The sequence below is a fragment of the Bacillus sp. SJZ110 genome, assembly GCF_006715455.1.
GTDB lineage: Bacteria > Bacillota > Bacilli > Bacillales > Bacillaceae > Bacillus > Bacillus subtilis.
In genome coordinates this window covers 377,390-397,221 of sequence record NZ_VFNF01000004.1, presented here as the reverse complement: position 1 = coordinate 397,221, position 19,832 = coordinate 377,390, and the positions used below count along the sequence as shown (strand labels likewise).

At 45.2% G+C, this 19,832-nt stretch carries 23 protein-coding genes and 1 pseudogene; 8 read left to right on the top strand and 16 right to left on the bottom strand.

Going from position 1 to position 19,832, the window contains the following annotated elements:
- The first annotated feature begins 9 nt into the window (after positions 1-9).
- Positions 10-930: an aldo/keto reductase gene (locus tag FB592_RS14590; RefSeq protein ID WP_021479963.1), complete on the top strand. Its 921-nt coding sequence runs from the start codon at positions 10-12 to the stop codon at positions 928-930.
- A gap of 35 nt (positions 931-965) precedes the next feature.
- Here FB592_RS14590 and FB592_RS14585 read toward each other — a convergent pair whose 3' ends face one another.
- Entirely contained in the window at positions 966-1,190 is a 225-nt protein-coding gene (locus tag FB592_RS14585; protein ID WP_003230416.1) for a YqkE family protein, read from the bottom strand.
- A gap of 160 nt (positions 1,191-1,350) precedes the next feature.
- On the opposite strand from FB592_RS14585, the gene FB592_RS14580 reads away from it, so the two are divergent.
- Complete coding sequence (locus FB592_RS14580) at positions 1,351-2,268, top strand: alpha/beta hydrolase (RefSeq protein ID WP_031315200.1); 918 nt, start codon at positions 1,351-1,353, stop codon at positions 2,266-2,268.
- 39 nt (positions 2,269-2,307) lie between these two features.
- On the opposite strand, the gene FB592_RS14575 is transcribed toward FB592_RS14580, so the two are convergent.
- The 7 genes from FB592_RS14575 to FB592_RS14545 form a co-directional block, all read right to left on the bottom strand.
- The gene (locus FB592_RS14575) at positions 2,308-2,547 is read right to left on the bottom strand and encodes a YqkC family protein (RefSeq protein ID WP_003230411.1); all 240 of its coding nucleotides are present in this window, start codon (positions 2,545-2,547) and stop codon (positions 2,308-2,310) included.
- A 12-nt stretch (positions 2,548-2,559) separates the two neighbouring features.
- The gene (locus FB592_RS14570) at positions 2,560-2,883 is read right to left on the bottom strand and encodes an iron-sulfur cluster biosynthesis family protein (protein ID WP_032726078.1); all 324 of its coding nucleotides are present in this window, start codon (positions 2,881-2,883) and stop codon (positions 2,560-2,562) included.
- The gene (locus FB592_RS14565) at positions 2,880-3,911 is read right to left on the bottom strand and encodes a GNAT family N-acetyltransferase (RefSeq protein ID WP_032726079.1); all 1,032 of its coding nucleotides are present in this window, start codon (positions 3,909-3,911) and stop codon (positions 2,880-2,882) included. Before FB592_RS14565 ends, FB592_RS14570 begins: the two co-directional genes overlap by 4 nt.
- The gene (locus tag FB592_RS14560; RefSeq protein WP_044144006.1) at positions 3,904-4,248 is read right to left on the bottom strand and encodes an antibiotic biosynthesis monooxygenase family protein; all 345 of its coding nucleotides are present in this window, start codon (positions 4,246-4,248) and stop codon (positions 3,904-3,906) included. Before FB592_RS14560 ends, FB592_RS14565 begins: the two co-directional genes overlap by 8 nt.
- A gap of 9 nt (positions 4,249-4,257) precedes the next feature.
- On the bottom strand, positions 4,258-4,728 hold the full coding sequence (locus tag FB592_RS14555; RefSeq protein ID WP_015384025.1) for a GNAT family N-acetyltransferase: 471 nt from the start codon (positions 4,726-4,728) through the stop codon (positions 4,258-4,260).
- Positions 4,729-4,912: 184 nt separating this feature from the next.
- Entirely contained in the window at positions 4,913-5,251 is a 339-nt protein-coding gene (locus FB592_RS14550) for a YolD-like family protein (RefSeq protein ID WP_003230403.1), read from the bottom strand.
- Complete coding sequence (locus FB592_RS14545; RefSeq protein ID WP_072175567.1) at positions 5,248-6,486, bottom strand: DNA polymerase IV; 1,239 nt, start codon at positions 6,484-6,486, stop codon at positions 5,248-5,250. Before FB592_RS14545 ends, FB592_RS14550 begins: the two co-directional genes overlap by 4 nt.
- Before the next feature lie 165 nt (positions 6,487-6,651).
- Between FB592_RS14545 and FB592_RS14540 the strand changes: the two genes are divergently transcribed.
- The 3 genes and pseudogenes from FB592_RS14540 to FB592_RS20955 all read left to right on the top strand — a co-directional run bounded on the left by FB592_RS14540 (position 6,652) and on the right by FB592_RS20955 (position 8,849).
- A complete protein-coding gene (locus FB592_RS14540) occupies positions 6,652-6,858 on the top strand; it encodes a YqzH family protein (protein WP_014477257.1) in 207 nt (68 codons plus the stop codon).
- 550 nt (positions 6,859-7,408) lie between these two features.
- Positions 7,409-8,640, top strand: a pseudogene (locus tag FB592_RS14535) (MDR family MFS transporter).
- 50 nt (positions 8,641-8,690) lie between these two features.
- On the top strand, positions 8,691-8,849 hold the full coding sequence (locus tag FB592_RS20955; RefSeq protein WP_004398585.1) for a hypothetical protein: 159 nt from the start codon (positions 8,691-8,693) through the stop codon (positions 8,847-8,849).
- Here FB592_RS20955 and FB592_RS14530 read toward each other — a convergent pair.
- The 5 genes from FB592_RS14530 to FB592_RS14510 all read right to left on the bottom strand — a co-directional run bounded on the left by FB592_RS14530 (position 8,846) and on the right by FB592_RS14510 (position 13,434).
- Complete coding sequence (locus FB592_RS14530) at positions 8,846-9,232, bottom strand: VOC family protein (protein ID WP_004398989.1); 387 nt, start codon at positions 9,230-9,232, stop codon at positions 8,846-8,848. The genes FB592_RS20955 and FB592_RS14530 overlap by 4 nt on opposite strands.
- 4 nt (positions 9,233-9,236) lie before the next feature.
- Positions 9,237-10,196, bottom strand: coding sequence for a type I pantothenate kinase (gene coaA / locus FB592_RS14525; RefSeq protein ID WP_003245966.1), 960 nt, complete (start codon positions 10,194-10,196; stop codon positions 9,237-9,239).
- A 71-nt stretch (positions 10,197-10,267) separates the two neighbouring features.
- Positions 10,268-11,614, bottom strand: a complete 1,347-nt coding sequence (gene dsdA, locus FB592_RS14520; RefSeq protein WP_141949695.1) for a D-serine ammonia-lyase — start codon at positions 11,612-11,614, stop codon at positions 10,268-10,270.
- Positions 11,615-11,689: 75 nt separating this feature from the next.
- Positions 11,690-12,469 (bottom strand): SDR family oxidoreductase, encoded by a 780-nt coding sequence (locus FB592_RS14515; protein ID WP_021479974.1) that lies wholly within the window; start codon positions 12,467-12,469, stop codon positions 11,690-11,692.
- Between the two features lie 5 nt (positions 12,470-12,474).
- Positions 12,475-13,434: an MBL fold metallo-hydrolase gene (locus tag FB592_RS14510; RefSeq protein WP_043857773.1), complete on the bottom strand. Its 960-nt coding sequence runs from the start codon at positions 13,432-13,434 to the stop codon at positions 12,475-12,477.
- 404 nt (positions 13,435-13,838) lie between these two features.
- Between FB592_RS14510 and proC the strand changes: the two genes are divergently transcribed.
- Positions 13,839-14,675 (top strand): pyrroline-5-carboxylate reductase, encoded by an 837-nt coding sequence (gene proC / locus FB592_RS14505; protein WP_014477264.1) that lies wholly within the window; start codon positions 13,839-13,841, stop codon positions 14,673-14,675.
- A 40-nt stretch (positions 14,676-14,715) separates the two neighbouring features.
- Here proC and FB592_RS14500 read toward each other — a convergent pair whose 3' ends face one another.
- Positions 14,716-16,359: a M20/M25/M40 family metallo-hydrolase gene (locus FB592_RS14500; RefSeq protein WP_141949692.1), complete on the bottom strand. Its 1,644-nt coding sequence runs from the start codon at positions 16,357-16,359 to the stop codon at positions 14,716-14,718.
- Between the two features lie 171 nt (positions 16,360-16,530).
- Between FB592_RS14500 and namA the strand changes: the two genes are divergently transcribed.
- Both namA and FB592_RS14490 read left to right on the top strand, forming a co-directional pair.
- Positions 16,531-17,547, top strand: a complete 1,017-nt coding sequence (gene namA, locus FB592_RS14495; RefSeq protein WP_003230377.1) for an NADPH dehydrogenase NamA — start codon at positions 16,531-16,533, stop codon at positions 17,545-17,547.
- A 109-nt stretch (positions 17,548-17,656) separates the two neighbouring features.
- On the top strand, positions 17,657-18,418 hold the full coding sequence (locus FB592_RS14490) for an alpha/beta fold hydrolase (RefSeq protein ID WP_014477266.1): 762 nt from the start codon (positions 17,657-17,659) through the stop codon (positions 18,416-18,418).
- A gap of 43 nt (positions 18,419-18,461) precedes the next feature.
- Here the strand turns inward: FB592_RS14490 and rpmG are convergent, their stop codons facing one another.
- Positions 18,462-18,611, bottom strand: coding sequence for a 50S ribosomal protein L33 (gene rpmG, locus FB592_RS14485; protein WP_003226511.1), 150 nt, complete (start codon positions 18,609-18,611; stop codon positions 18,462-18,464).
- 81 nt (positions 18,612-18,692) lie between these two features.
- Complete coding sequence (gene rnz / locus FB592_RS14480; protein WP_103803311.1) at positions 18,693-19,616, bottom strand: ribonuclease Z; 924 nt, start codon at positions 19,614-19,616, stop codon at positions 18,693-18,695.
- Positions 19,617-19,832: the final 216 nt, after the last annotated feature.

Below are 19,832 nucleotides of genomic sequence, written 5' to 3'. Positions count from 1 at the left end.
AGTGTGCACATGAAAAAGCGCAAATTGGGTACATCTGATTTAGACATTAGTGAAGTCGGACTCGGCTGTATGTCTCTTGGAACTGAAAAAAACAAAGCATTGTCCATTCTGGATGAAGCGATCGAGCTTGGCATCAACTATTTGGACACAGCGGATTTGTATGACCGAGGCCGCAATGAAGAAATTGTCGGTGATGCGATCCAAAACAGACGCCAGGATATTATACTGGCAACAAAAGCGGGAAACCGTTGGGATGACGGAAGCGAGGGCTGGTATTGGGACCCTTCAAAAGCTTACATAAAAGAGGCAGTAAAAAAGAGCCTTACACGTCTGAAAACAGATTATATCGACCTTTATCAGCTTCACGGCGGCACGATAGAGGACAACATTGATGAAACGATCGAAGCGTTTGAGGAATTAAAACAAGAAGGTGTCATCCGCTACTACGGCATTTCTTCCATCCGCCCGAATGTGATTAAAGAATATGTAAAAAAATCAAACATCGTCAGCATTATGATGCAATTCAGCCTGTTTGACAGACGCCCTGAGGAATGGCTCCCGCTTTTAGAGGAACATCAAATCAGCGTAGTCGCCAGAGGTCCTGTTGCCAAAGGGCTCTTAACTGAAAAACCGCTTGATCAAGCTTCAGACAGCATGAAACAAAACGGGTACTTGTCCTATTCATTCGAGGAACTGACAAACGCCCGCAAGGCAATGGAGGAAGTGGCTCCCGATCTTTCCATGACAGAAAAGTCGCTGCAGTATCTGCTAGCACAGCCGGCTGTCGCTTCAGTGATTACAGGCGCCAGTAAGATTGAGCAGTTACGGGAAAATATTCAGGCAGCAAATGCACGGCGTTTAACCGAAGAGGAAATCAAAGCGCTCCAATCTCATGCGAAACAAGACATTTACAAAGCTCATCGCTCATAGCAGAAAAACCAGCACCCGTACAGGCAGGTGCTGGTTTATTTATATTGATGCCAATCCATTTGGCTTTCATTTAGGAGTTCTTCAAAGCTCTTATTTTTTTCGATCTCTTTTTTCTTTCTGATCTGTTCTGCTTTTTCTCTTTCCTGCCTCTTTTCATCCTCTTCCTTCAATTGGCTCTTCATCTCCATAAGCTTTGCTTTGATATCGGATTGAAGGCCGTCTTTTAGCTGGTGTTTGTCAGCGGATTTTTGTTTTTTCATTCAGACTTCCCCCTTGTTTTGTTTTGAAGACAGTTTATCACGGAGCATATACACTGAACAAGCATACTCTCTTCTGATTACTTTCTCAGCGAAGCAGTGTTTAGGTATAATGATTTTAAACACGAATTACCTATATTTAGTTGAAAGGTGCTGTGACTTGTTGAAGAAAATCTTTTTGGCCATTGGCGCTCTCGTAACAGCTGTCATCGCAATCGGAATTGTTTTTTCGAATATGATTCTATACATCAAGAAAAAAACGGATGAAGACATTATCAAAAGAGAGACAGACGACGGACATGATGTGTTTGAATCATTTGAACAAATGGAGAAAACCGCTTTTGTGATACCATCCGCTTACGGGTACGACATAAAAGGATACCATGTCGCACCGCATGACACACCAAATACCATCATCATCTGCCACGGGGTAACCATGAATGTGCTGAATTCTCTTAAGTATATGCATTTATTTCTTGGTCTCGGCTGGAATGTGCTCATTTATGACCATCGCCGGCATGGCCAAAGCGGCGGAAAGACGACCAGCTACGGGTTTTACGAAAAGGATGATCTCAATAAGGTTGTCAGCTGGCTCAAAAACAAAACAAATCATCGCGGATTGATCGGAATTCACGGTGAGTCGATGGGAGCTGTGACCGCCCTGCTTTATGCTGGTGCACACTGCAGCGATGGCGCTGATTTTTATATTGCCGATTGTCCGTTCGCATGTTTTGATGAACAGCTTGCCTACCGGCTGAGAGCGGAATACAGGCTCCCGTCTTGGCCCCTGCTTCCTATCGCCGACTTCTTTTTGAAGCTGAGAGGCGGCTATCGCGCACGTGAAGTATCTCCGCTTGCTGTCATTGATAAAATCGAAAAGCCGGTCCTCTTTATTCACAGTAAGGATGATGACTACATTCCTGTTTCTTCAACCGAGCGGCTTTATGAAAAGAAACGCGGGCCGAAAGCGCTGTACATTGCCGAGAACGGTGAACACGCCATGTCATATACCAAAAATCGGGATACGTACCGAAAAACAGTGCAGGAGTTTTTAGACAACATGAATGATTCAACAGAATAAAAAAGCGAAAGGCCTCTTCGGCTCTTTCGCTTTTTTATGTTACAGAACGTCGGTAATGCCATCCATATTTTCTCTGATCCATTCAATCGCAAGATCTATCGTTGTAAACTCCTGCGTCTCGAAGGTCATTTCATCCTGCAATAGCCAGACATCTTTCTTGATGGACTCTGCTCCTCCAATTGACCAGTGAAGCAAGGTATAGGGATGGTTTTGATTCAGGAAGGATACCCACGTTTTATTTTGTGCTGTGTTCTTCATTGCCTTCAGCTTTTGTTCCACGTTTCGCGTCTCCTACTTTACTAATATGCTCATTCTGGGGCTGAGCATTTCAGCCGGGCTTTTCAGCGCCAATGTTTTGGCTTTTTCATTGTAATCGATCGTCATTTGATCGTCAAAAAACACTTTTTGTGACGATTGGATATACAGCGGAACGCCGTTCGTTTCCAGCTGCTCGCACTGTCCCGTTAATTCTTCTGCCAGCCAGATTGTCGGGACACCGCTTACCGCGCAGCCGCATCCTTCTGCATCGTAACGAAGCTGGGCTTTTTTCCCCGGGTTGGCGTCAAACGCCTGCTGCAGTGCCTGTTTTGCTGCATCTGTCACATGTATGTTCATAAGGTGAAACCCCCGTTTTCATCATTTTCGCTATTGTAGCATACAACACTGCCATTCGCATTGTTTCTGCCTTTTTTCCACCGCTTCGCATTTTCTTCTGCAGTCTTGATCCACTCATCTTTCCCTTGTATGTACTGATTGATGCTGTCAGGATGCTGGGCCGCCAGCCGTTTTTTGAGAACGGCGTATTCCTTCGCTATGTTTGGATGAGCTCTGAGATAATCTCTGAATAACAGATGCCTTTCAATAGCAGGGTTTCCCTGTTCGTACATATGGACATGATGAGTGCGTTTATTTCCGCCCTTTTGGAAATAACGCCTGCCCGCTATGCCGTTCTCACCTTTTGGTATATAGCCGTTAGCCTTCATTTGTTCATCAAATTGGCTCACGGCTTCAATGCTTCTGACTTCAATTAACATATCAATGATTGGCTTCGCTGCCATGTTCGGTATTGATGTGCTTCCGATGTGATGAACAGCGATAATCTCCGACCCGAACACCAGCTTCAGCCGTTCTTTTTCTTCATCGAAACATTCTGCCCATTTTTCGTTGTAGAGAATGACCTCAACTTTTCTTTTCGGATACAAATGAAAGACCGACAGCAATAGACCCTGCGCTGCTTTGACGGTTTCTGCCTTTTGGAATCCGGCCTGTGTATAGAGTGACACGGCCGGGATATTGTTCTCGGCTGTGACTACTTCGATTTTCTCAGCGTCTTCATTATGATCAATGACAAATTGCAGAAGCGCTCGTCCAATTCCTTTTCTGAAACCGTCAGGATGTACAACAAGCCTGCAAATGGTGAGATGATGCATGTTTTTCTCATATGAAATGACACCGATCAGCTTGCCGTTTTCCCGATATCCCGCAAACCGTTCATGGGATGCTTGAATATCCTTCACCTTCTCTTGTAAAGCGGGAATACCGTCAAAACCGATAATCTCTGTTTCCTTTATGTAGGCGGGGATCTGTACGGCTAAAATCTCACGCGCTATAGCGGCTTCCTTATGCTGGAGAAATTCAATCATTCGTGTTCTCCTGAAACAGCCGCTGTCTGTCGACTTTTGCGACGCGGACTGCATACGACTCGTACCAAAGGCTTTTTCCTTTTTCTTTTGCTGCTTGATGTTCAGTGTGATGCCTCCAATGGTTAATTGCGTCCATACTGTCCCAATAGGAAACTGTGATGCCCCTTCCATCCGCTTCACGTACGCTTTCCACGCCTAAAAATCCAGGCTGATCCGCCGCAAGCGATACCATCCGCTCCGCTGTTTCTCCATATCCTGTGTCATTTTCGCTTTTGACAGAAGAAAAAATGACTGCATAGTAAGGAGGCTCAGGTGTTTTTGATAAAAAATTCATCATATTTCCCCCTCATATGTTTTTGACAAACAGTACCCTGTCTTGGCCTGGGCCATCATAGTTTGCAAACACTGAGATGCCATTTACCGTCTTGGTGCCCTTTTCAATATCAAACCCCAATTTTGTGTGATATGCGATTGATACCTTATTCACAGGTGAAGTGACGCACTTTACCCGGGTGCAGCCTCTTTGTTTTACTGTTTCGATAAATACATCATACAATTGTTTCCCAATTTGCATTTTTCTGAAATCTGGATGCACACCGGAAAAATGAATGTACGCCGTTTCAGAATCCGATTGCGATTGAAATCCGATTAAAAATCCCGTCATGCTGTTATGTTCGGATGTAATAAAGCTTGTGTCCTGAAAATGCTCAAAAAATAGTCTCGGCAATTTTTCTTTCAGCTGTCTGCCGCCCCACCATTCATTCAGTACAGACGTTACCATTTCATAATCTGAAGACGTGATTGTTCGAATATCCATTACGATTTGATCTCCCTCCGTCTGGCAAAACGAATGTCAGCTCTTTTTCTCACAATATAAAAATTATATTTTGCCTGGCTGGAATTGTAAATGCCTTCTTTCCTTTATCATACGTTTCCAGACTGCCGAGGGAACAATGTTTCATCATTTTAGCCTATTTCTCCCCCAAGCAGGAGGAGAGACTTTACAGCACAATATCAAGCACTTGATCAAGTCTCAGCTTATAAAGCTGATCCTCGTCTCCTTTTATCCATACTGCTTTTTCAAACTCTTCATACCGGCAGATCTTCCCGGTGCAGCGGACAATCTCACCGTCCTGAAAGCAGCTGACAGTGATATCCTGAGCGAACTCCATCGCGGCGCAAAGCGTTTGATTCATCTCTTCCAGCTTATCGGGGTCAAGGATCGGCTTTTGCAGCTTCTGTTTAAGCCGCTTTCTCTCCAGCAGGCTTTGCTTATGTTCCGGCAGAAACATCCTGCTCCCTTCCCACAGCAGGTTGCCCCTTTTTAAATGATCGTTCATTTATAATGCCCCCCTATTTTAGCCGCACGTTCAAATGCCTGGCCTGCCGCTGTCAGTGACGCCGCCCTGATGATTGCTGTGTCGCCGAATCGATTTTTAATGCCGTCCATCACATAGCCTAGGCTCATTTTCTTTGCATAATCCTGAAATAAATTGAGCTGCCATATGTCATCAGATGAGAGCTGAGACAGATTGACACCGAGACGGCGGACAGGTTTCCCGTCCCAAAATGTAAGAAACAGCCGGCGTACAGCCTCATATACATCCTGCGTAGAATTAGTCGGCTCTGCCAGCTTCACTTGCCGGTTGAAGCCCGTCGGCCAATCAAAATCAGCACCCCGGCAGCTCACTGACACCGTCTGCCCCATGACCCCGGCGTTTCGGCTTCGCCTGCACACTTCTTCACTCAGCTCAAGCAATACGACCTTGATTTCTTTGTCAAAGTGTTCGTAGTCTCTCGGGAGAGTCATTCCATGGCCTATCGCCTTTTGCCCGTCCAGAGACGAAGTTGACACAGGGGAATAGTCGATTCCGTTTGCCGTCATCCACAGCACGTGGCCGTTAATGCCCCATTTCTTTTTTAAAAGATCGAGCGGAAAAGCCGCGAGCCCGCCGATCGTGCTGATGCCCATTCGATTTAAATGATGCTTCATGCGGCTCCCCACGCCAAACATGCTGCCCACCGGGAGCGGCCACATTTCGGTTTTCATATTTTCTTTCGTTAAGGTAAAAATGCCGTTCGTATTCTTTTTGGCAAAATTGTCACACGCAATTTTGGCCAGCGCTTTGTTAGGGCCGATTCCGACCCGTGCATAAACGCCGATCTCCCGCATGATTCTGCCCTGAATGCTTTTCGCGATCTCCATCGGCGTCCCAAACAGCTTCTGGCTGCCTGTAATGTCCATGAACTGTTCATCGATAGAATAAGGCTCCACAAGGTCTGTATACTCCTCGAGAATGGCCGTAATTTGCAGTGATACATCAATATACCGCTGCATACGCGGCCGGAGCACAACAGCCTCAGGACACTTTTCCTGCGCCTCCCACAGCCGTGAAGCATTCACCACACCCTTTTGTTTCGCCAGCGGGCAGGCAGCCAGTACGACTCCGCCCCTTTTTTCAGGGTCACCCGAAACAATGACGGGCTTATTTTTCAAATATGGATTTTCCGCTTTCTCTACAGATGCATAAAACGATTGCATGTCAACGAGAAAAATCACTTTTTCTTTCATCATACACACCTCTAAAAAGAACTTATGTTCGTTTTTCATTATATGCGAAAGTATGTTCGTTTTATACTGGTAAATGATTCTTGTCTGACAGAAAATATGATCCAAGGGTTTGAGAGAAGAAAAACATTTAGTAGAATAAAAGCGAAGCATAAGGATAGGAGAGTCATGATGGAGAAATTTGTCGAAAAAATGATGGAACAGGCATTGCGGCAATACGGCAGAAACGTTGCTATAGATCCGTTAAGCCCGTATGAAAAACAAAGCCTGAAAGCGGCTCTACAAGAGAGACGGAATGAAGAACCAGATGAGGATTTGCATGCGCATATAGAAGATATCATTTATGACTATGTCACAAACCAAGGCCTGTTCTCTTAAACGCATGACTGTCAGTTCTTTCAGCCGCTGATGCGGCTTCCCTTTGAAAACACCGCCTGAAACAAATAAACAGTCTCAGGCTTACAGAAAAAGCAGGATTTTCTCACGCTCCATAGATTCATATGGCCTGGCGTAAAATTCCCCCTCAGAACTCGCGCAAAACGGAATAAGCTGTCCATGATCACGCGTATACACTTTTTCGAAGAGATGTGCTCTCTTGTTCTGTCATGCGGCCCATGCCGGTTTTCAGCGTACATCTTGATCTCATATCCGGTTTCACTGCCGATATGATCCACGTTCTGGCGGCTTAAACTAACACACTCTCACTGACCAATCGCTTTTCTTTTCATCGGACATCCCGTCATTTTCCTTCTTCAATTTCAAGATGTCAACCCCCCGCCACACGCATCCTCAACGCATAGTATATTGCCATCCATACAATCAGGCATACTACATGTCAATAACGAAATATTTTGAACGATCTATTGGAGAAGGAAATTTTTTCATATATGATAGAGAAAGATCATACATACAGGAGAGAATATAATTCATGAAGAAATGGAAAGATATCCACCCGATCAGCTGGACAATTATAATCGGAACCATTTTCGGCAGAATGGCAACATCGATGAGCATTCCTTTTTTAGCGATTTATTTGACAGCCGTCCAAGGCGCATCAGCTTCCTATGCAGGGCTGATCATCGCCGCGAGCTCATCAGTCGGCATCCTCGCAAGCTTTTACGGCGGATATATCTCAGATAAATTCGGCAGAAAAAACATGATGCTTGTATCGATTTTCGGATGGATGCTGGTATTTGCAGGCTTTGCGGCAGCATCTAATCTCTGGGTGTTTTTTGTAGTAAACGCATTAAACGGTCTTTGCAAATCACTGTTTGAGCCCGCTTCAAAGGCCTTGCTGTCTGATATGACAGAAGAAAAAACGAGACTGCTAGTTTTTAATTTACGCTATGCGGCTATTAATATCGGCGTTGTCTTCGGACCTGTGCTTGGCCTATATTTCGGCTCATCGCAATCGACTACGCCCTTTTTGGTGCCTGCAGTCATTTACGGACTATACGGAATTGTGCTTGCCCTCCAATTTAAAAAACATCCATCCTTATCAGCACCAGCCCAGTCCCGAAATATGAGCGTGCGGGAAGCGTTTATGGTCACGCAAAAGGATTATCTTTTTACCATTGCTTTGGTCGGCATTACGCTATGCACCTTCGGCTACTCACAATTCAGTTCCACATTCCCTCAGTATATGGCGCAGAACCCCTTGATCGGCAATGGAACGAAGCTGTATGGGCTGATGCTGACATTAAACGCAATCGTTGTGTTGGCGACGCAATTTCCCATTGTCCATTTTGCAAAGCGGTTTTCGCCGCTTTGTTCTCTTATGCTCGGTAATGTGATGGTTAGCATCAGCATGGCCATTTTCACCGTATCACACGGTGTTCCATCAATTGTGATGATTGTCATCACATTTACAATCGGCGAAGTGCTTTTATTCTCTCTGATGGATTTGTATGTAGACCAGATTGCAAAACCAGGATTAAAAGGCACTTATTTCGGGGCAATCGGTTTTTCACAGCTCGGAAACGTCATCGGCCCTTGGGTCGGGGGGATATGTATAGACCTGTTTGGCGCTGGCCGGCCGATTTATATTTTTTCTGTCCTGAGCGGCATTACCCTGCTCGGCCTGCCATTTTTAGCGTTCGCCTATCGGCAAATGAAAATGGAGACCACAAACACCGTTCCCGTCTGGAAAAGCCGCTTTAAATAAAAAACGGAAGAGAATGAATCTCTCCCGCAAACATGAGGTGAAGAACATGAATATAGGTGATGTGATGTTTCAGCTGTTTGTATTTATTATATTTGCCGCTGTCGTCTTTGCGGCTGTTACAGGCTTCAAGTATGCGAAAAACCGAAAAGCGCAGCTGGATCGCATTGAGAAAAAGCTGAACAGCCTGTCCGAAGATCACGATTAACAGCTTGGGGCAACGAGCTCTACCTTAATCCGGTCTGGATCCTCACAAAAGACTGCATAATGCCCGTCTCCTCCGGCAAAAGGATGCCTGTCTCGGTACAACACACGATAGCCTTTTGCCGTCAATTTTTCAGTCATCTGATCGACTTGAAGCTTGGATTCAGCATGAAATGCGAGATGGTTCAGACCGACTCGGCATCTATGGTATTCCGGCTCTAGAAATGGCTCTTTCGCCTGCACAATCACTAGGTAAAAACGATCTTTCTTCCAGCTGATGCCTGAGCTCCATTTTTGATACTCTTTATAGCCAAGTTCTTTTAAGAACCAGCCCCAAAACCGCCTAGACGCCTCCAAATCAGAGACATACAGTTCAATATGATGCACAATTTCATACCCTCCTTACCAGCACTTCCTCGACCTTATGCCCGTCTCCCTTACGCAAAATGAGATCTGACCTGAATTTAGTCGGCAAAATATTTTCATATAAATTCGGCCGGTTGACACTCTCCCAAATCGAGGCTGCCATCTCGTCAGCCTCCTGATCGGACAAGTCTTTAAATTTATGAAAATATGAATCAGGATTTTGAAAAGCAGTTTCCCGAAGAAGGCGAAAACGCTCTAAATACCAAGTGAAAATCCGGCTTTCCTCCGCATCCACATAAATCGAAAAATCAAAGAAATCGGAAACAAAAATACGCGGGTTTTCCCGGTCATCCTCCAAGGTGGGCGACTGAAGAACATTAATGCCTTCAATAATCACAATATCCGCCTGTTCTACAACCTCGAACACACCTTCCTCGCGGTCATAGGTTAGATGGGAATACACCGGGGCCTTTACGCTGTCCTTTCCTGATTTTAAGTCATTCAAAAACTCAAGCAGCGCCTTTACATCATAGCTTTCAGGAAACCCTTTTCTAGACATCATATTTTTCTTTTTCAGCTCGGCAGTAGGAAATAAAAAACCATCTGTCGTGATAAGGCTCACTTTTGGACGGTCAGGCAAACGCGAAAGCAGCTTCTGCAAGATCCGCGCCGTCGTGCTTTTTCCGACTGCGACACTGCCGGCAATGCCGATAATAAACGGAATTTTGGCTGAATGTGGGTGCTTCAAAAAAACATTGACATGCTTATTGCGTTCAGCCGCAGACTTGACATGCAAATGAAGCAAGCGAACAAGCGGAATATAGATCGTTTCCACTTCTTCAACAGATAGATAATCATTCAATCCTTCCACAGCTTTTGCCTCTTCTTCAGATACAGCAATCGACAAATGCCCCCCAAAACCAGACCAAGACTCCCGATTGTGCTGTGTATATAAAGTATGTAGGTTAAGTTCTTTATTTTTCACTGTTTACACCTGACTCTCTGTAGGTTAAAACCCTTACAAAGATTGTAACGGAAAACCTTTTCACTGTCTGCTTATTTTTCATTTCGTTTTTTTAGCAAATCAGCACCAATTCGGTTATACGCAGCCATTTCATCTTTTGGAACCATGCTTCCTCCCGTTCCCCAGACGACATGTACGGCATGTTCCATCTTATATTTCTGAGCATAGCGCCTTCCCTCTTCTGTCGAAAAAAGCTGAACCGGCCCGAACATGCCGGCAAGAGCAGAGGGCTCTAAATATTTATCTTCAGATACAGCCAGCATATGAAGCAAAGTATAAAGCGTATTGTCCTCTACCGTATAACAGCCGCTCAGAAGCGGTTCAATCAGCTTGCCGACAAATCCTGACGGCCTCCCTACGGCAAGTCCGTCAGCAGCAGTCTGATTATCCAGGCCGATATCCTGGACGGAGATTTTCTCGTGAAGTCCTGAATAAAGCCCTAACAGCATACAAGGTGAATGAGTTGGTTCTGCGAAAAACACATGAACATGATCTCCGTATAAAAGCTTCAGCCCAAATGCTACACCGCCCGGTCCTCCGCCGACTCCGCACGGCAGATACACAAACAAGGGCGTCTCAAGACTTGGCTTTATATTCATACAGTCAAGCTGTGTTTTTAATCGGCTTGCAGCAACAGCATATCCTAAGAACAGCTGTCGAGAATGTTCATCATCAATAAAATAACAGAATGGATCTTGTTCCGCCTGTCGTCTCCCTTCGTTCACCGCTTCGCTGTAATCTGTTTCGTACTCCATAACAGTGACTCCCTTTTGGCGGAGGAGATCCTTTTTCCACTGCTTAGCATCGGCGGACATATGCACTGTCACGCGAAAGCCGAGTGCCGCGCCGATGATGCCGATGCTTAAACCTAGATTTCCTGTCGAACCGACAGCAATCGAATAGCGGGAGAAAAACCCGGTAAACCGCTCTTCCTGTAAGATGCGGTAATCATCGGTTTCCTGAAGCATTCCTTCTTGAAGCGCGAGATTTTCAGCATGCTTTAACACTTCATAAATCCCGCCCCTCGCTTTAATCGATCCTGAAATCGGAAGCTCATGGTCGCACTTTAAAAGCCATCTTCCCGGAAATGGCTGCTGATATGCCGCTTCCAGCTTTCCCTTCATATGCTGCACCTCAAAAAGCGGAGACTCGATGATTCCTTTAGCGCCTTTCGTCTCAGGAAACACCTCGGCAATGTAAGGTGCAAACCGCCGCATTCTTTTTTCCGCTTCCGCTATCTCGGTTGCCCACTCATCTGCACGGGGTATTGGCCCCTCTTTCTTGCCTGAATTTGCCCAGAATACAGGCTCTGCATCAATCAGTTTCTGAATAAACGGATCTTTAAGCAGAGCATGAAGGACTTCTGAATGAACTAACATTCAACAATCTCTCCCTTCCACTATCAAAAACTGCCTCGTGAGAAACAAGCCACTCCACCACAGGCAGTTCTATCATTATTTTTTCATGAGCGCGCGTCCTGCCAGCTTTTCTACAAGAGCTGGAAACAGCTGATACAGCTTAGTGCCGGCATTCATTAAACGCGGAAGATTGATCTCCCGCTTTTTCGTAAAAATTGCAGCTGTAATTTGAGCTGCCACGTCATCAGGATCAAGCATCCAGCGGCCGACATTTTTGGCGTAGTCCCCGCCTTTATCAGCAATGGAAAAAAAGTCCGTCTGAATCGGTCCCGGGTTGACTGTTGTCACATAAATGCCGGTTCCCGAAAGCTCCATCCGCAAAGCGTTTGAGTAACCTAACACGGCATGTTTGGTCGCGGAATACAGGCTAGACTTCGGTGTTGCGATTTTCCCCGCTTGAGAGGCGATATTGATGATATGGCCCTTTTTTTGCTCAAGCATTTGCGGAAGCACCGCTTTTGTACAGGCGATCAGGCCGAAGACATTCACATCAAACATCGCTTTCATGTCATCCAATGTAGAGTCTAAAACCGTTTCAAATATACCGAAGCCTGCATTGTTAATCAGTACATCAACCGAGCCGATCTGATCGCGGACCCGGATGATATCCTCTAGGCGGCCGACATCCAGAGGAAAAAGCTCACACTGTCCGCTCCATTCCTCGGTTATTTTCCTTTTGATTTCTATCAAACGATCCTCGCGTCTAGCCGACAGAAGGACATGGGCTCCTTCAGCCGCGCATAAGTATGCGATTCTTTCACCAAGCCCTCCTGAAGCGCCGGTTATCCAAATCCTTTTTCCCGCTATATGTTTCACCCATTTCACCTCTTCATTGTTTTAAAGTATGCGGTATTTCCTTCCCAATATGACGTGATGGCTTCTTCAGCCTCCAACACATCAAGGTGACCTGCCGTTTCTGACATCGTTAAAAACAATTCTTTTTCATATACAGCAGGAAAAAGCTGCTGACAGACCTGAAAAGCGGTCATCGGCTTTTCATCCAGCATGCGACGAACATCCTCCGTCCTGTTCCTCTGCTTGTCAAAACGCTTCTCAATCAGCGCTTGTACACTGGTGATAGGCTCGCCGTGACCAGGAAATACGATTGTTGGATCAAGTTGAGACAGCCTTCGCAATGACCGCTGATAATCCACTAAAGGCTTTGACCTGACGTCTCCCGCTTTCGGCGCTTCCAAAATCGGATTAGATGAGCTGTTTGCCAGCAGTAGATCGCCGCCAAGCATCCTTCCGCTTTTTTCATGGAACAGAACGATATGCGATTCAGCATGTCCAGGCATCTCCAACACAGACCAGCCCTCAAGCCCATCTATGCCCATACCTTCTCTGATTGATTTTGTCAGAGATCTCGTACAGGAAAATGCGTACGCTGACCGAATCAGCTTTTCCGCCTTCCCCGTATCAAATGGAACGCCTAATTCAGGCAGCAGCTTTTGAAAAAAACGTTTTTGCCAATCCATAAAGGCTTGATTTCGGCTGATATAAGGTTCGTTGAATGTATGCCCAATCACTTCGATTTCATCTGAAAAGACATCAAGCAAGCCTGCATGATCAGCATGATGGTGAGTCAGTACAACCTGCTCGATATCTGACATTTTCACATTTACAGCGGCAAGCTGCTCTTGTAGGGCTCTGGCAGCCTCTTTTGTATTCGGCCCGGCATCGATAAGTGTCAGTGCATCACCTTTTACGAGGTAAACGATAACATCGCCGACAGCAAACGGCGTCGGGACGCGGATCGCAATTACATCTTCAGTTGTCATCCTTTCGCTCCTTGTCTTCATTCATTATTCATATTTTAGCTTTTTCTCGGTCTTGTGTCATTATTGCAGAATGAGAACAAACCTTTTTGAAAAAGCTATTGACATTAGCTTATCCGCCATTGCATAATGAACAACAAACTAAAACGAGAACCATTGGAACGCTATGACGAGGAATAGTATACAAGGCAATGGCCTAAGAGAGCGATACCCCCGGCTGAAAGGTGTTGCGGCCCGCTTGTTTGTAGAACCTGCCCTCAAGTCGCGGTTAGGAAAACCTAAACGTTTCCCGCGTTACGGGGATTTGAGCTGAGCACAATTTGTGCTAATGAGGGTGGTACCGCGAACCTTTTCGTCCTTTACGTGATGAAAAGGTTTTTTGTTGTTCTGATAGAAGGAGGATATCAATGAAAAAGATAGGATTTGTCGGCGCCGGGTCAATGGCAGAAGCAATGATCAACGGCATTTTGCAAAGCGGCATCACAAAACCAGAACATATCTATATTACAAATCGCTCAAATGACGAGCGTCTGATTGAATTAAAGGAAACGTACGGCGTGCGTCCATGCAGAGATAAAAATGAGTTTTTCACTCACACCGATATCATTATCCTCGCTTTCAAACCGAAAGACGCGGCGGAAAGCATCGACAGCATCCGGCCGTATATCAAGGACCAGCTTGTCATTTCAGTACTTGCAGGCCTTACCATCGAAACCATTCAGCATTATTTTGGCAGAAAGCTCGCGGTCATTCGCGTCATGCCTAATACATCAGCGGCAATCAGAAAATCAGCAACCGGATTTTCCGTAAGCACGGAAGCAAGCAAGAATGATATTATTGCCGCAAAAGCTCTATTGGAAACAATCGGTGATGCAACACTGGTTGAGGAGCGGCATCTTGACGCTGTCACTGCAATCGCAGGCAGCGGCCCGGCCTATGTGTATCGTTATATTGAGGCGATGGAAAAAGCAGCACAAAAAGTAGGATTAGATAAAGAAACGGCAAAAGCACTCATTTTGCAGACAATGGCAGGGGCAACAGATATGCTCCTCCAAAGCGGCAAACAGCCGGAAAAGCTGCGTAAAGAAATCACCAGTCCTGGGGGCACTACAGAGGCAGGTCTTCGCGCTTTACAGGACTCCCGCTTTGAAGAAGCAATTATTCACTGTATTGAAGAAACAGCTAAACGGAGCGCAGAAATCAAAGAACAGTTTGCCGGTGCCGCCTTAGAGAGACATTCTTAGATGTAAGGACAAAAACAGAAGGCACAGTGCCTTCTGTTTTTTATTTTTCCCGTAGCAGCTGGCCGGCAGATTCTGATTGCTTTAATAGCGCGGAGATCGTAAATGAAAGCAAATCGGGAAGCACTTCAAAGGAATAAGGCATATACAATCTTTCCGTCCATTTATGCGGGTCTTTACCAGCCGGACCGACATTTAAAACTGGGACATATAAAGCCTGATTTTTACCGCTTGGCAATGAATACCCTCTGTTAAAGAGCGGCATATTGCTTGAGTATGCATCAACCTCCTGCTTTTCCAGCTGAAGATAACTCAAGTCCGAAAGTCCGGGGAAGTACTGAACCTCCCTTAATGCAATGCCGTATCGCTCAGCCGCATAATGCTTTAACTGATCTGCTGTATTTCTGATCAATTGATCATCCTTTGAAGAAACAGCTGGATAAAGCGGCGGACTATAAAACAGAACGATGAGCGGCGCATCCTCCTTACAAAGCGAAGCAAGCTCAGAAACAATTTTCGTCGAAAAATCCCTGTCTCCAAGCTCGCCCCTGTTAGCAAAGGCATAATTTAGAGCCCGCTCTGTTTCCGAGATCCCCGCACGCTTTTTTGCACGCGAGACCAGCTCATTAAATGTCAAAACAGTGACATCCCGCTCAATCGGCTGAAATGGCTCAAATTGTTGAAAATCCTGTGTTTTCTTCCGAACGTTCGACATGATTTCCTCCGCCGCCTGTTCTGCTGTTTTAAGCAGCATCTGATGCAGCTCACTAGCTGAGCGTTTCATTGACAGCACATTAAATAATGTGACAGCTGTATGCGGTGTCTGGACTGAATATGCCTCTTTCAAGTCCTTTTGCATTAAGTTTACCGGCGGCGGAGTGACCTCGCCATCAACCTTTTCGCAATAATCAGCATTCAGTTCAAGCAAACGGTTAATCTCAGATACCATTAAATTTGCGTTTAGGCCTGAAAACGGCTCTCCAACATGTGTCTCAATCCCCTTGCAGAAAAAACCCGCAAGCACCTTTCCAATGCTTCCTGTATAAAAATATTGCTGCTGATCGCCGGGAAATTTTTCAAACATCGGTTCGGCATTCAGGCAAGCGGTTAATGTGATATCATGCTTTTTCTCCATTTCCTTCAATGCAGGAACCGCTTCAATCATGCCTCTTGAATTCACTTCCTCGTCCGGAACCGTTATCAACAGCAGATTGCCCTCAAAATGTCCGTTCATTGCCCTCTCCAGCATCGACAGTTGAACACAAAGCCCCGCTTTCATATCCATCGTCCCTCTTCCGAACAGCCAGTCTCCGCTTTCGGCATCTCTTCTCACCCGTTCCGGGAGCAGCTCTTTTTTCTCTAAAAAGGAGCTCAAAAGCTCAGCAGGCTTGCAAGCCATATGTTTAAATTCGCCGTAATCTTCTATGTCAACGACATCAAAATGACTCAGCAGAAGCACTGTCTTTTTGACATTCTTCTTTTTGACTAGAGCCGTAAGAAAAGATCTGCCATCGTCCATCGGATGAAGTGTTACATCATCAGGGTGCTTTTGAAAATAGGGCTTGTCCTTCAAAATAAAATAAAGATACTCTGCAAGCGCTGCCTCGCCCTTTGAACCGGTGATGCTTTCGTATTGCACAAGAGAAGTTAAAAGTGCCAGCAATTCGTCCTTCGTCTGCCAATTCATTGATTCCGCCCCTCCTATGAATAAAAATGCTTCAATACTGAAAAATAAACTGATTTCTCGTCTATTATACAGAAATGTTTGACAAAAGCGGTTCTTTTGAGCAGTTTATATGACGGGAAAGAAATGACTTGATATAATCAATCTCTAAAAACCTTACGGGAGGCGAAAGAAATGGCCAGAAAATTATTCACACCTATTACAATTAAAGATATGACGTTAAAAAACCGCATTGTCATGTCGCCAATGTGCATGTATTCTTCTCATGAAAAGGACGGAAAATTGACACCGTTCCACATGGCACATTACATATCGCGCGCAATCGGCCAGGTCGGACTGATTATTGTAGAGGCGTCAGCGGTTAACCCTCAAGGACGAATCACTGACCAAGACTTAGGCATTTGGAGCGACGAGCATATTGAAGGCTTTGCCAAACTGACTGAGCAGGTCAAAGAACAAGGTTCAAAAATCGGCATTCAGCTTGCCCATGCCGGACGTAAAGCTGAGCTTGAAGGAGATATCTTCGCTCCATCGGCGATTGCGTTTGACGAACAATCAGCAACACCTGTAGAAATGTCAGCAGAAAAAGTAAAAGAAACAGTTCAGGAGTTCAAGCAAGCGGCTGCCCGCGCAAAAGAAGCCGGCTTTGATGTGATTGAAATTCATGCGGCGCACGGATATTTAATTCATGAATTTTTGTCTCCGCTTTCCAACCATCGCACAGATGAATACGGCGGCTCACCTGAAAACCGCTATCGTTTCTTGAGAGAGATCATTGATGAAGTCAAACAAGTATGGGACGGTCCTTTATTTGTCCGTGTATCTGCTTCTGACTACACTGATAAAGGCTTAGACATTGCCGATCACATCGGTTTTGCAAAATGGATGAAGGAGCAGGGAGTTGACTTAATTGACTGCAGCTCAGGCGCCCTTGTTCACGCAGACATTAACGTATTCCCTGGCTATCAGGTCAGCTTCGCTGAGAAAATCCGTGAACAGGCGGACATGGCTACTGGTGCCGTCGGCATGATTACAGACGGTTCAATGGCTGAAGAAATTCTGCAAAACGGACGTGCCGACCTCATCTTTATCGGCAGAGAGCTTTTGCGTGATCCATTCTTTGCAAGAACTGCTGCGAAACAGCTCAATACAGAGATTCCGGCCCCTGTTCAATACGAAAGAGGCTGGTAATGCCCATAAGAGATATCCTGTAGAGGATATCTCTTTTTTTATTTTTAGAGAAACGATCGGCTAAGGTTCTCCGTCTCCCTAGTAGAACCAATTAGAGGAGATGACTCCAATGAAATCAGCTTGGATGGAAAAGACATATACAATTGACGGATGTGCGTTTCATACACAACACCGGAAAGGATCAAGCGGTGTAACGATTGTCTTTGAGGCCGGCTATGGTACTTCTTCTGAGACGTGGAAACCATTAATGGCGGACATTGATGATGAATTTGGCATTTTCACATATGATCGGGCAGGCATAGGAAAAAGCGGGCAAAGCAGAGCTAAACGAACAGCTGATCAACAAGTGAAAGAATTGGAGAGTTTGCTTAAAGCAGCTGATGTAAAACCTCCTTATTTGGCTGTTTCACACTCATACGGAGCTGTCATCACCGGTTTATGGGCCTGCAAAAACAAGTATGATATTATCGGCATGGTCCTTCTTGACCCAGCTTTAGGCGATTGCGCCAGCTTTACCTTTATACCCGAAGAAATGCACAAATCACATACGAGAAAGATGATGCTTGAGGGCACACATGCAGAGTTTTCAAAAAGTCTGCAGGAGCTCAAAAAGCGGCAAGTCCACTTAGGAAACATGCCTCTTCTTGTGTTGTCATCAGGAGAACGGACTGAGAAATTCGCTGCTGAACAAGAGTGGCAAAACTTGCACAGCAGCATATTGTCTCTATCTAACCAAAGCGGCTGGATTCAAGCTAAAAACAGCTCCCACAACATCCATCATGATGAACCTCATATCGTTCACTTGGCTATTTATGACGTATGGTGCGCAGCGTGTCAGCAGGCCGCTCCTCTTTACCAGGCAGTCAATTAACGTAAAAAAAGACCGGGCCATAAGAGATTCCCGGTCTTTTATATTATTTTGTTTCACGGTGAAGGGTATATTTCTTTAAACGCGGTGAATATTTTTTCAGCTCCAAACGGTCTGGATTGGTGCGTTTATTTTTTGTTGTGATGTAATTTCGGTCTCCCGTTTCAGTGCAGGCTAAAGTAACATTTACTCTCATAATTAACACCTCCTTATAAAACGTAATTATTACGTTTTATTATACAACGTCATCACAAATTGTCAAATAAGAGCTCCGCCTTCAGCCTCGCGGGACGTTTACCTCTAAGAAATCATATGCCGCCACGCTATTGGGGAAAACGTCAACCGCTTCTTTTTGAAGCTCCAAAGAAGCATCTCCCTGATATCTTGCGCTGATATGGGTTAAAATGAGCTGCTTCGCTCTTGCTTCTTTCGCTGTTACAGCCGCTTGTTCCGTTGTACTGTGAAAATAATCATAAGCAAGTTTACGGTCTTCCTTAGCAAAGGTTGCTTCATGAACAAGCACATCACAATCCCTCGCAAGCTCTTTTAGTTTGTCACTTACTCTCGTATCACCGGAGAACACAACAGATCTTCCCTTTTTAGGAGGCTCCAGAAAATCATTCCCATTGATGATTCGTCCGTCTTCAAGCGTTACCGTTTCGCCTTTTTTGATTTTCTGATATACAGGTCCGGGCGGGATGTTCATTTCTTTTAATACATCAGCCTTCAAGGAACCCGGTACGTCTTTTTCCTGCACACGGTACCCGAAGGCTTCCACTCCATGAATAACAGATACCGCTGTGACAATAAACTGATCGTCCTCAAACACGATTCCTTCTTCAATTTCCTGGACCGCAAGCGGATATGTCAAATGGGTCTTCGTGACGGCAAGGCTTGTTTCAATAAACGCCTTGATCCCTTTAGGTCCGTACACTGTCAGCTCGTCCTCTCCGCCTTGAAAGGAACGGCTCCCCAGAAGCCCCGGAAGTCCGTATACATGATCGCCGTGCATATGTGTAATAAAGATTTTCTCTATTTTACGAGGTTTAATCGTTGTATGTAAAATTTGATGCTGTGTGGCTTCCCCGCAGTCAAAAAGCCATACCGAACGCCTTTCTTCAAGCAATTTTAATGCCACCGACGTTACATTTCTCGCCTTGGCGGGAATGCCGGCTCCCGTCCCTAAAAAAAGTAATTCCACGTTTCCTTCCTCCTACTAGAACCAGATACCTACAAGAATACAGGATCAAGCTCAAAATGTGAATCTTGCCTCTGAAAAGAACAATCCTTTCGTGCTAGAAACATTTTTTCAGCATTCTGCTTAAAAAAGGGCTTAAATGTTTGCTTTCGTTGAATTTTAGATTTAAAATGAAGGAAATATACGGGGTGTACTAAAATAAAGCTTCGAATAAAGTGA